The sequence below is a fragment of the Neptuniibacter sp. QD37_11 genome (genome assembly GCF_047778105.1).
GTDB lineage: Bacteria > Pseudomonadota > Gammaproteobacteria > Pseudomonadales > Balneatricaceae > Neptuniibacter.
This window is the reverse complement of the sequence record NZ_CP180552.1, coordinates 2,225,330-2,236,535: the sequence shown is the minus strand read 5'-3', so window position 1 is coordinate 2,236,535 and position 11,206 is coordinate 2,225,330. Positions and strand designations below refer to the sequence as shown.

Below are 11,206 nucleotides of genomic sequence, written 5' to 3'. Positions count from 1 at the left end.
AATAAAGATACGTTTTACCAAGGAAGCAACATGTCTAAATTACTATCTACTGAAGATAAATTCGACATCCAACAAAATTTCCGTCGCTACATGCGTTTGAAAGATAGTCATGAATCATCTACTGATGCCTACAAAAATGCCAAAGCTAACCGCATTTGGATTGCTGGCATTGTGTTAATGTTGTTTGCGCTAGCGTCTGAATTTTTCCTCGGTGCAGCAGCAGGTCTATTTGGTGTTTATTTTTACAATGTAATCACTAGTTGGTTAGACGCCAATGCGAGCGATGAAAGTTTGGAAGAGCTTGATCGTTGGTTCTCTACTAAGAGCCTTAAGTTTGAAGGTCGTATTCTTTACTTCAAACAAGATGATCTATTGGAAAACCCACTAGATCCATTTAACGAAGCTTGCTACGCAGTTGCAGAATAAAATCTGATCCAGATTTACTTGTAGGGTCGTAGAATGCCGAAAAGTGAAAGCTTTTCGGCATTTTTATTTGTGAGAAATTATTTGTGAGGAAGAGTTGTTAGATCTAAAAGAGAAGCGTGCTTGGATATTTGATCTTGATGGCACCTTAACTCAACCGGTTCATGATTTTGAACTGATTCGCCAGAAACTAGATATAGATCCTAGTGATGATATTCTTGAATGTATTAAGCGTCAGCCCCCAGAGCGACAGCGATGGATGAATGCTGAACTTGATATTCTTGAAAGGGAATATGCGTCCCAAGCAGCTCCTGCTGAGGGCGTACTTGATTGCCTAGAAGCACTAGCAGCTGCGGGTTGCCAGATGGGTATTCTTACCCGTAACACCCACGAATTAGCATTATTATCTTTAAAGGCGATTGGTGCGGATACATTCTTCGAAAAGGTACATGTGCTGGGTCGTGAAGACAGTCAGCCCAAGCCATCCCCTGAAGGTATACATATTCTTTTAAAACTGTGGGCATTGCCAAACCATTCAGGCGTAATGGTGGGGGATTTTCATCTGGATCTGTTGTCAGGGCGTGCAGCCGGTGTAAGTACTGTACATGTTGATCCGAAAGATCGTCACTGGCCGGAAGATACAGATATCAGAGTTAAAAACCTGCCTGAGTTAACATCTTTACTGACCTTTGTTTGAGTTTTCGTCCTGTTAATTTTTCTTTTAGGCAATGGATTTTTATCTGAAGCTATCCCTTTGAAGCTAAAGGTAAAAATTTCAGTTTAAAAAATAAGTACGTTAGCCTCCCGATTTTATCCCAGCTTTGCTTGATCTTTGTCAAAGGCCTTTTCCCTTGATTGTCTATATTGGGTTATTGGACCAACCTTTTGAGGTGTAAGTATGACGATATTAGCCGAGCTACATCAGGATCATGTAAATCTTAATAAGCTATTAGTAATCTTGCGTCAGAAAGTGAATCAGCTTAAAGCAGGACAGCAGCCTAATTTCAGCCTTATTGCCGATCTGATTGACTATATCTCTAATTATGCGGACGGCCACCATCATCCCCGCGAAGATAAAATGTACAAATGTTTGGCCGATCGGAATCCCGAATTGGATAAGCACCTATTTAACTGTGCTAAAGACCATGAAGCTTTAAAGAGTTCCAGCCTTCAATTGAAAGAGGCTGTAGATGGTATTTTGCATGACTCAGTGATGCCAATGGATGAATTTGCTGGCCTGTTAGATGATTTTGTCTCGCTACAAATGGCTCATCTCAACTTCGAAGAAGGTCAATTGTTCCCTATGATTCAAGAATCGGTGAGCGAAAAAGAGTTAGAGATGATTGAAAAGCAGCTTCCGAAGCAAGAAGATCCGCTTTTTGGGGAAGTTCAAGCTCGCGAATATACAGCGCTATATAAAGAGCTTATGTTGGAAATGAACGAGGCATGCTAATCCGTACCGGCTGGACTCAGGGAGGGGCTTTGGTTTCTCTCTGATTACGGAGGTATTCTATGGAATTAGTTAAGTGCTTGGCTTATATCGATCTGTGGCTCTTGAAACTGAGTAAAAGAGACTTGGTCACGGCCACTATGTTTGGATTCATAGACCGCCTTATCCGCTGATTGAATCAGTTGATAGGCAATAGTATTCAGGCTTTCTTTGGGATAGTTAGCCGGCGTGCAGAGAGATACGCCGACAGATGTTGTCATCCTAAATGGCTTGGCATTTTCATCGCGGAAAATAAGACGAGAAAGTTTCTGTCTCAATGTATCTGCTATTTCCATCGCCCGCGCTTTATCACAATTTGGTAGCAGCACCGCGAACTCTTCCCCACCATAGCGCGCAATAATATCCGTTTTACGTAGCTGTTTACCTAAGAATAAACCTACCGTTCTTAAAACACGGTCACCCGTTTGATGGCCGTAGGTGTCGTTAACCACTTTAAAGTGGTCTAGATCCATAAACAAACAGGCTAAAGAGTGGTTGGCGCGGCTTGCACGGGATAGCTCTCGAACTATCTCTTGATCAAACGAGCGACGATTATGCACTTTTGTCAGCATATCAATGCTGCTTAATCGATGCAGGTTTTCTTGGTTAATGCAGTTTTCGATACAAACAGAAATTACAGAAGCTAAGTGCTGAATATAGTCGTAGCGAACATGTTGGGTATATCGACTCGCATCTGCGCTACCTAAATGGAGGCTGCCGATAAGGCAGTTTTGGCGAATCAGTGGCAACAGTGCGTAGGACTCAATTGGGTTATCTGCTACAGGGAAAGCTTCTCTGCGCACAGCTTCGCTCGGCGCACCCACAATGAGCTTATGATTAGGGTAGAGCGATTTAAGCAAGCGCTGGCTCTGAACAAACCGTAACGTATTACCTGGAGGTGGCGGTACATAATCGTCTAGCAGAGTGCGTGCAGCATGTTCCGGATCGAATAGGATGAGATTTACATTGCTCAGTTTAAAGAGGTCTTTAAACTCAATCAGCATTAAATCGAGTAATTCAGATAAACGAGCGCATGAGAGAAGGCGAATCTCCACATCAAAAAAGCTATTCAGGACACTCTCATTGCGCTCAGCCTTGCTTAACATTAAGCGAAGGGTGCGCTTGAGCTCCTGATTTTCCTTTTCTAGCTCGTTTAAACTCATAGTTCGCCTTTAATAGGATCCGTTAAAGGGTTATCGGCACTTAACTTAAACTATAAAGTTTTTTTTAACATTTTTGTTGAGAAATATTAATGACAATTTTATTTAGTTTTTAATAAGTTATGGCTGTTCATATATTGTTCGACTGTTTCCACGACCGCTTGTGTATGGGCGTCAATTTCCATATTAACCATGCTGTCTTCGCCTAAGTCTCCAAAAGTTGTTACAGCTAAGGTTTCTGGGATGAGGTAAACGTTGAACAGATTATCCTGTTTTTCACCAATGGTTAGGCTGCAGCCGTTAAGTCCGATAAAACCTTTGGCAAATATATAGCGTTGAAATTCTGGGGCCGCTTCAAACCATACAATCCAGTTGTTTTCAGGCTTTTCGATTTTGGCAATTTTTACTTGCTGGTGGATGTGACCTGAAAGTAGGTGGCCACCGATTTCATCACCAAATTTAGCGGCACGTTCAAAGTTAACCTGATCACCTGGCGCGAGGTCCCCTAGATTGGTTAATTTAAGTGTTTCCATAATCAGGTCGAAGCTGATTAAGTTTTTCTCAAATGCGACAACGGTTAGGCAGGTGCCGTTTAAAGCGATGCTGGCGCCAATTTGCAAATTGTCACAATGCTCTAAAGGAAGCTCTACTTGCAGCCGCATAAAATCGGCTTTAGTTTCAACAGCTTTGATTGTCGCTTTACCTTGAACAATTCCAGTAAACATCAGTGCACTCTTATAAATTTGCTAATCTAAATACTGCAATGAATCGTAACAACAATAGAGTTCTACTGCAGCGACTAAATGACTTTTCGCTGTAATTGTTATAAGCATCGACTAACAGCTAGATGATGGGTCCAATCCTTAAGGAAAAAGGTATGAAAATTTTAGTGACGGGTGGAACAGGTTTTATCGGTAAACATCTTATCGAAGCTCGATTAGAAGAAGGAGACGAGGTGGTATGTTGGAGTCGGAACCCTTCTAAAGTCGCCGAATTGTTTCAAGGAAGAGTTGAAGCGCTGCGAGATCTACCTCCACAGGATGAATTAGCGGTAGATGCTGTTATCAATTTGGCTGGGGAGCCTATTGCCGATCAGAAGTGGACCGAGGATCGTAAACAGCTTCTGCGAGCGAGTCGTATCGATCTAACCCATGAGCTCGTTGGGTGGATCGAAGCACAAACCGTAAAACCGAAGGTCCTCATTAGTGGTTCAGCAATAGGCTATTACGGTTGTCATGACGACGATAAAAAACTTGGCGAAGAAAGCCTGCCAAATAGAGGATTTACGCATACACTTTGTGCCGATTGGGAAGCGGAAGCGTTAAAGGCAGAAGCCTTTGGAGTCAGAGTATGCCTCATCCGAACAGGGGTGGTACTGGGTGACGGTGGTGCATTAAGCAAGATGTTACTGCCATTTAAACTCGGACTAGGTGGGCCGATTGCCAGTGGCAAACAATGGATGTCATGGATACATATTGATGATGAAATTGAAATCATCTCTATGCTATTAACCCATGATGAGCTCTCGGGCCCGTTTAATTTAACTTCACCTAATGCTGCAACGAATGCGGAGTTTTCCAAAACCTTAGGAAAGACCTTAGGTCGACCAGCATTTATGCCAATGCCAGGCATTGTTATCAACCTGATGTTGGGTGAGGGCGCGGAGTTGTTGGTGGAAGGGCAACGCGTTTACCCCGAAAAGCTAGAAGAGATAGGCTATAAGTTTCACTATCCAGAGCTTTCTGGAGCGATGTATTCAGCCGTAAACTTCTAACGAGTGCTTCTAGCTTTCTCTGCCTTCGGGGAATTGTGGTAAATCATCTGAAATTTCGTACCAATCAGCTTTATAGCTGCAATAGATATGACTATCTGGTTTAACGGTAATTTCGCTATCTAATGTGCCTAAAGTAAATTCAACATGGGTGCCAGGGTTATTAATAGGTGCAAAGGTTAAGCTAGAACCGCATTCGGAACAGAATTGTCGTTTCGTTCCATTAGGTGCAGTATAAGTTTTAAGAAACTCTTCACCTTGTAGCCACTTAAAGTCCTCTACCTTAGCGACCCCATAAGTGCCGAATGCAGCACCATGGAATTTACGACACATACTGCAATGGCAATGCGCCATCTTAGGTTGTAAGCCAGTGACCACATACTTGATACCGCCGCATAAACACTGACCAGTGAGTTTTGTTGTATCTGGATTCGTCGACATGAATTATGGCCTTAGCTAATGTGGGATAACGGAAGTTCTGTACGGCTTACGATTTGGCGCATAACAAAGCTCGTTCTAATACTGCTTACCCCTTCTATCTGATTAAGCTCTTTCAGAAGGAATTTCTCATAATAGGACATATCTGGCATAAGTACTTTTAAGATGTAGTCAGCTGCGCTACCTGTAATCAATGCGCACTCGACGACTTCTTCATAGCTGGCAATAATACGCTCGAAATTGTCTAAAATTTCGGGCTTTTGTTTATCCAGGCAGACATGGATATAAACACTCATGGGCAGGCCTACGGCATTCTTATTCAGCAGCGTTACTTGCTTTTCAATAATACCGGCGTCTTCTAATTGCTTAACTCTGCGCGCACAAGGTGAAGGGGATAGGTTGACCTTTTCAGCTAGTTCTAAATTGCTGATATCTCCATTCTTTTGAATCTCTTCCAAAATTTGCTGGTCGATTCGGTCTAGTTTTTTGCTTGGCATAATTTCCTACGGCTATTTTAGAAACTAGTGATGCTTGCTAATGATTGAATGAATTTCGCATTTAAATAGCAATGATCAGAGGTATTTTAACTATCCTAACGATTCTGATTGAGCCTTTCTAGCGATGATTCTTAAACGCAAATGTTCGCTCTTTAAGATGCAGACTCCTGCACATGGTTTGTTTGCATCCTTTATCGGTATAAAAAGCGTTTAACTAATATATTAAGTTCGTTGTTGGCTATTTGTGCCAATTTATTCTCTTTTATTGGCTTTTTTCTCTAGAGATTGAGTTAAGTTGTGATTTTTTTGAGAACTTTCACTAAGGGCTTGCTGCTAATTTATTTACACCAAACTTGCTTGGGCAATTCATCCCCCTGGCCAGAGTTCAATTCACAAGATTGATGCAGCTTGTCCTAATCCGGGACCTTTGGGATTCCATAAGAATCCCCTTTTTATAGATTCTTAGTCCTTGGAAATTCGTATGAACAATTTAAATAAAGCTATTGAAGCCTTAGGTGACGATGAGCGAAATCAAGAAAACAGAGAGTGGATTGATGCGCTAGACGATGTGATGGCAGAACAAGGTTCTCAGCGTGGTCGTGACATCATTCGTATCTTACAGAATTCGTTGTTTAAACAGGGTATTCACACAACAGAAGCCACGTTGAATACACCTTATCGGAATACGATACCTGTGAATGAGCAACGTAGCTACCCTGGAAATAGAGAGCTAGAACAGAAGCTTGAAAACATTATCCGTTGGAATGCTCTTGCGATGGTGGTTAAGGCGAATGATCAAGGTACAGGCGTTGGTGGGCACATTGCGACCTATCAATCCGCAGCCACTATGTTGGAAGTGGGTTTAAACCACTTTTTCAAACAGCACACAGTTGAGTATGGTGGTGATCAGCTTTTAGTCCAAGCACATGCTGCTCCAGGTATATATGCGAGAGCGTACCTTGAAGGCCGCTTAACTGACGAGCAGATGGCGAATTTCCGTCGAGAACTTCAACAGGGGGGAGGATTAAGCTCTTATCCTCATCCGAGACGTATGCCTGACTTTTGGCAGGGACCGACCGCATCGATGGGGCTTTCTACGCCTTCGGCAATCTACCAAGCAAGATTTATGAAGTATCTAGAAAATCGTGGTTTGAAAGAACCAAACGGCGGAAAGATTTGGTGCTTCATTGGTGATGGTGAATCGGATGAGCCCGAAGTGTTAGGGACAATCAACATGGCCAGCCGAGATAACTTAGATAACTTGGTGATGGTGATCAATTGTAATCTGCAGCGCTTGGATGGCCCTGTGCGGGGCAATGGCAAAATTATTCAGGAGCTCGAACGAAGCTATCGTGGTGCTGGTTGGAATGTTATCAAAGTGATCTGGGGCAGTGAATGGGATGAACTGTTCTTACGAGACCGTGATGGCATTTTACAAGATCGAATGGATCAAGCTGTGGATGGCGATTACCAATATTACACAGTTTCCGATGGCCAGAGTGTGCGCGACCACTGGACGCAAAATGATCCTCGTTTAGAGGAGTTGATGAAGACGCTGAGCGATGAGCAGATCCGCTGTATAAAACGTGGCGGCCAAGATCGACAGAAGATCTTTAGTGCGTTTGATAAAGCCATGGAAAATACAGGTAAGCCAACGGTTATTCTAATGAAAACCGTTAAAGGTGATGGCATGGGGGCGAGTGCTGAAGGGCAAAATACAAGTCATCAGAAAAAGCAGCTAACGGCCGAAGAGCGAATTGAGATTGGTCGTCGTTTTGAAATTCCATTGAGTGATGAAAAGCTGGCTGCGGCAAGCTTATATAAGCCAGACCCAGATAGCCCTGAAATTCAGTACCTTCACAAACAGAGACAAATGTTAGGTGGTTATCTACCTTCCAGAAATGCGAACTTCGAAAAACTAACGCTTCCTCCTTTAGCTCTGTTTAAAGAGGCAGTATCTGGTACGAAACGTGAGCAATCCACAACCATGGCTTTTGTTCGTATGTTGTCTCATCTATTAAAAGATCCAGAGATAGGTAAATACATTGTGCCAATCGTGCCGGATGAAGCGCGAACCTTTGGTATGGAGTCCCTGTTTAAACAGTTTGGTATCTATTCTTCTGAAGGTCAGAAATATAATCCAGTGGATTCAAGTAGTTTGCTTCCATATAAAGAAGCTAAAGATGGTCAGCTGTTGCAAGAGGGGATTTGTGAGACAGGGGCGATGGCGTCTTTCTTAGCGGCAGGAACCTCCTATGCAAACTACGGAGTGCCAACCATCCCGTTTTATATATTTTATTCGATCTTCGGTTTCCAGCGTGTTGGGGACATGATTTGGGCTTGTGCAGATAGTATGGCGAAAGGCTTCCTTTTAGGAGGTACCGCAGGCAGGACAACGCTAAATGGTGAAGGTCTTCAGCATCAAGATGGTCACTCCCAAGCTATCGCTGCAACAGTACCTAATATGCTCAGTTACGATCCCGCTTTTGCCTACGAGTTAGCGGTGATAATCAAAGATGGTATCGAGCGGATGTATATCAATAATGAAAATATTTTTTATTACATCACCTTGTACAACGAAAACTACTTAATGCCAGCTATGCCTGAGGGGTGTGAAAAGGAGATTCTAAAAGGGATGTATCGCTACGTTAAGAATGAAAACCCTGGGCATAAAGTGCATCTGTTTGGTAGTGGAAGTTTAATGCAGGAGGTTTTAAAAGCCGCTGAGATCTTAGAAGAGTTTGGTTGTAGTACCGATATTTGGAGTGTGACCAGCTATAACCAATTGGTCAGAGATGCATTGGCTGTTGAGCGTGAGAATCTACTGAATCCCGATGCAAATGCTGAGAGCTATCTTCAAATTGCTCTGAAACACGAACAGGGTGTTTTTGTAACCGTCAGTGACTTTGTTAAATCTTTACCTAATGGCATTGCTCGATGGTTCCCGGAAGATCCCGTTGTATTAGGCACGGATGGTTTCGGATTAAGTGAAAGTCGTCCAACTCTAAGAGATCATTTTGAAGTCGATGCCCGTTTTATCGCTTGGGCAGCCTTATCTCGCCTTTATAGCAAAGGTGTGCTTAGCCGTGAAACGCTAAATAGCGCAAGAGATAAGCTCAAAATTCCTTATGAAAAAGCAGATCCTGCTTGTTTTTGATTTTCTAAGAAATAAAACGTCTTGCAGTTGTCGAGACTAAAAAGCGGTAATAAAGATGGGTTCAGAAGTTGTATCTATGCCAGATATTGATGGATCTGGCGAAGTAGTTGAGTTGTGCGCGGATTTAGGTGCAGAGATCAAAATTGGTCAATCACTGCTAGTGATTGAATCAGATAAAGCGTCTATGGAAGTCCCCTCTAATGTTGAGGGTGTATTGGAGGAATGGCTCCTTGACGTGGGTTCGACGGTTGAAAGTGGAACTTTACTTTGTGCAGTGCTGGAACAAGGAGTAGCGGGTAAAAATGATTATCAAGAGATTGCTAGAGAAGCTAAAGAAGAGACTGAAACAGAGGCACTAAAGCTTTATGCAGGGTGCATTGAAATAAGCAGCGACAATAGAAGCTCTAATGAGCCTGTTAAAAGCGAGCAATTTGCAAAGAGTGCAGTATCCAGTCAGGTGTATTCAGGACCCGCGGCCCGTAAATTGGCCAGAGAGCTCGGTGTTAATCTAGAGGGTATCTCAGGAACAGGCCCACGAGGCCGAATTCTAAAAGAGGACATTAAGGCATTCGTTAAACAAGAACGAGTTCAGAAAACGGCAATGCCGCAATCTTCAGGTATTCCTCAGATACCTGACCAGGATTTTAGTCGCTTTGGTGCCGTTGATGTTAAGGATATGTCTAACATTGCGCGTGCGACTTCAGAGCATATGACGCGATGTTGGTTGAATATTCCCCATGCCACTCTATTTGATGAAGCTGATATCACAGAACTAGAGTCTTTTCGGAAAGGGCTTAAGCCTGAGTCTGTAAATTTAGAGAAAGCGCCAACCATACTGCCATTTATCGTGAAGGTTATTGCTCAAGCCTTACGTAAGTACCCATTGTTTAACAGTTCGTTAAGCTGTGATGGTAAGCAGGTTATCTACAAAAATTATGTAAATATTGGCGTTGCTGTCGATACACCAGCTGGATTGGTTGTACCTGTCATAAAAGGGGCAGATAGCAAAAGTATCTCTGAGTTGACTGTTGAGATAAATGATTTGGCAGTTAAAGCGCGTGAAAGGCAATTAAAGCCAGCGGATATGCAGGGAGGCTGTTTTACTATATCGAGTTTGGGGCCAACGGGTGGAACGGGATTTACACCGATCGTTAATGCTCCAGAAGTCGCCATTTTGGGTGTTGCTAAGGCCAGCATAAAGCCTGTTTGGGATGGACGTGATTTTCAGCCGAGAAAGCAGTTACCACTGAGCTTGTCCTTTGATCATCGGGTAATTAATGGCGGTGATGCGGGTCGCTTTATGGCTTATATCAATAGCGCTATAACTGATATCAGGCAGCTGTTACTTTAAAAGTGACTTGATCGAGCAGTACCGTCATTTGGCACTTCGACAAAACCTAACTTCCTAAGGGCTTCTTAGGAGTTAGGTTTTCTGTCATTGGATGATTGACTTTTTTGGTCGGTGAGTTTATTTAAAGCCTCTAGAGTTCGGTCTAGCTGGTTTTCAATCTTTTCCAGTTTTCTTTCTAAGCCTTCGATACGTTCAATATTACGTTCTTCTTTTTGAGTTAACTCTCTTTCATCCTGTTCAATAAAGAACACGGAGAAACTAGCGGTTAACATGGAGAACATTGCTAATCCCATCAGGATGAGAAGCGAACCAAATATCCTACCTTCAGTTGTCGCGGGCACAAGATCTCCATAACCTACAGTCGTAACGGTAACCCAAGCCCACCACAGACCATCCAAAGGTGTCTCAAACGCAGGATCAATACCTGAAATAAGTAGCCCAGAAATCACCAAGATGATAAAGCAGATAAAGAGCGTGATGCCTAAGTTATGTCGAGATAAGAGATCACGGGTATCTTTGGAAACGCGTAGAAATATACCGATGGTGAGAGCAAGTCTAAGGGTACGGATTATCCCTGCATAGAAGGTATCAACACCCCAGATAACCGGTAGACCGCCCAGTACAATAAGAGGGCTCATCCAGTTTTGCTTGAGGTATTTGATGCGATCATCAACCAGCCATAGCATCACAAACAGCTCTGACATAAATAATAGCCAGATTAGCCAGTCAGATGCAAAGGAGGTGTAAGCGTTTGAGACACCTTTAGATTGCAAGTACCAGTCGATAAGAATCCATATGGCAGCTAATACCATTGGCCCTTCGAAACGGCGCCCCCAAAGTTTGGCGCGCTCATTCTCTTCTGAAGCGACCCCGCCTAGGCCAACCATACGCATTAAAGCGGTATGTCGAGTGTATTCCAT

11 protein-coding genes are annotated in these 11,206 nt (G+C 43.1%); 6 read left to right on the top strand and 5 right to left on the bottom strand.

The window, feature by feature from the left end; all coding sequences use genetic code 11:
* Positions 1–30 precede the first annotated feature (30 nt).
* The 3 genes from ACMXYT_RS10200 (at position 31) to ACMXYT_RS10190 (ending at position 1,876) form a co-directional block, all read left to right on the top strand.
* Positions 31–426 (top strand): hypothetical protein, encoded by a 396-nt coding sequence (locus ACMXYT_RS10200; RefSeq protein WP_415905602.1) that lies wholly within the window; start codon positions 31–33, stop codon positions 424–426.
* A 94-nt stretch (positions 427–520) separates the two neighbouring features.
* Positions 521–1,120: an HAD family hydrolase gene (locus ACMXYT_RS10195; RefSeq protein ID WP_415911401.1), complete on the top strand. Its 600-nt coding sequence runs from the start codon at positions 521–523 to the stop codon at positions 1,118–1,120.
* 201 nt (positions 1,121–1,321) lie between these two features.
* Positions 1,322–1,876 (top strand): hemerythrin domain-containing protein, encoded by a 555-nt coding sequence (locus ACMXYT_RS10190; protein WP_415911400.1) that lies wholly within the window; start codon positions 1,322–1,324, stop codon positions 1,874–1,876.
* 65 nt (positions 1,877–1,941) lie between these two features.
* Here the strand turns inward: ACMXYT_RS10190 and ACMXYT_RS10185 are convergent, their stop codons facing one another.
* A complete protein-coding gene (locus tag ACMXYT_RS10185) occupies positions 1,942–3,075 on the bottom strand; it encodes a DUF484 family protein (protein WP_415911399.1) in 1,134 nt (377 codons plus the stop codon).
* A gap of 98 nt (positions 3,076–3,173) precedes the next feature.
* Complete coding sequence (locus ACMXYT_RS10180) at positions 3,174–3,797, bottom strand: riboflavin synthase subunit alpha (protein ID WP_415911398.1); 624 nt, start codon at positions 3,795–3,797, stop codon at positions 3,174–3,176.
* A 152-nt stretch (positions 3,798–3,949) separates the two neighbouring features.
* Between ACMXYT_RS10180 and ACMXYT_RS10175 the strand changes: the two genes are divergently transcribed.
* Positions 3,950–4,846 carry a TIGR01777 family oxidoreductase gene (locus tag ACMXYT_RS10175; RefSeq protein WP_415911397.1) on the top strand — a complete coding sequence of 299 codons (897 nt, stop codon included), beginning with the start codon at positions 3,950–3,952 and terminating at the stop codon, positions 4,844–4,846.
* Positions 4,847–4,855: 9 nt separating this feature from the next.
* Here the strand turns inward: ACMXYT_RS10175 and ACMXYT_RS10170 are convergent, their stop codons facing one another.
* Positions 4,856–5,284 (bottom strand): GFA family protein, encoded by a 429-nt coding sequence (locus tag ACMXYT_RS10170; RefSeq protein WP_415911396.1) that lies wholly within the window; start codon positions 5,282–5,284, stop codon positions 4,856–4,858.
* Positions 5,285–5,295: 11 nt separating this feature from the next.
* Complete coding sequence (locus ACMXYT_RS10165; RefSeq protein ID WP_415884169.1) at positions 5,296–5,778, bottom strand: Lrp/AsnC family transcriptional regulator; 483 nt, start codon at positions 5,776–5,778, stop codon at positions 5,296–5,298.
* Between the two features lie 481 nt (positions 5,779–6,259).
* Between ACMXYT_RS10165 and aceE the strand changes: the two genes are divergently transcribed.
* The gene (gene aceE, locus ACMXYT_RS10160; protein ID WP_415911395.1) at positions 6,260–8,935 is read left to right on the top strand and encodes a pyruvate dehydrogenase (acetyl-transferring), homodimeric type; all 2,676 of its coding nucleotides are present in this window, start codon (positions 6,260–6,262) and stop codon (positions 8,933–8,935) included.
* 55 nt (positions 8,936–8,990) lie between these two features.
* Positions 8,991–10,286: a 2-oxo acid dehydrogenase subunit E2 gene (locus tag ACMXYT_RS10155; protein WP_415898570.1), complete on the top strand. Its 1,296-nt coding sequence runs from the start codon at positions 8,991–8,993 to the stop codon at positions 10,284–10,286.
* Between the two features lie 65 nt (positions 10,287–10,351).
* On the opposite strand, the gene ACMXYT_RS10150 is transcribed toward ACMXYT_RS10155, so the two are convergent.
* On the bottom strand, positions 10,352–11,206 hold the full coding sequence (locus ACMXYT_RS10150; RefSeq protein WP_415898569.1) for an ion channel: 855 nt from the start codon (positions 11,204–11,206) through the stop codon (positions 10,352–10,354).

Coding starts and splice junctions, on each gene's coding strand:
- ACMXYT_RS10155 (WP_415898570.1), top strand. CDS start 8,991: ATGGGTTCAGAAGTTGTATCTATGCCAGATATTGATGGATCTGGCGAA.
- ACMXYT_RS10185 (WP_415911399.1), bottom strand. CDS start 3,075: ATGAGTTTAAACGAGCTAGAAAAGGAAAATCAGGAGCTCAAGCGCACC.
- ACMXYT_RS10190 (WP_415911400.1), top strand. CDS start 1,322: ATGACGATATTAGCCGAGCTACATCAGGATCATGTAAATCTTAATAAG.
- aceE (WP_415911395.1), top strand. CDS start 6,260: ATGAACAATTTAAATAAAGCTATTGAAGCCTTAGGTGACGATGAGCGA.
- ACMXYT_RS10200 (WP_415905602.1), top strand. CDS start 31: ATGTCTAAATTACTATCTACTGAAGATAAATTCGACATCCAACAAAAT.
- ACMXYT_RS10150 (WP_415898569.1), bottom strand. CDS start 11,206: ATGGAATACACTCGACATACCGCTTTAATGCGTATGGTTGGCCTAGGC.
- ACMXYT_RS10165 (WP_415884169.1), bottom strand. CDS start 5,778: ATGCCAAGCAAAAAACTAGACCGAATCGACCAGCAAATTTTGGAAGAG.
- ACMXYT_RS10170 (WP_415911396.1), bottom strand. CDS start 5,284: ATGTCGACGAATCCAGATACAACAAAACTCACTGGTCAGTGTTTATGC.
- ACMXYT_RS10175 (WP_415911397.1), top strand. CDS start 3,950: ATGAAAATTTTAGTGACGGGTGGAACAGGTTTTATCGGTAAACATCTT.
- ACMXYT_RS10180 (WP_415911398.1), bottom strand. CDS start 3,797: ATGTTTACTGGAATTGTTCAAGGTAAAGCGACAATCAAAGCTGTTGAA.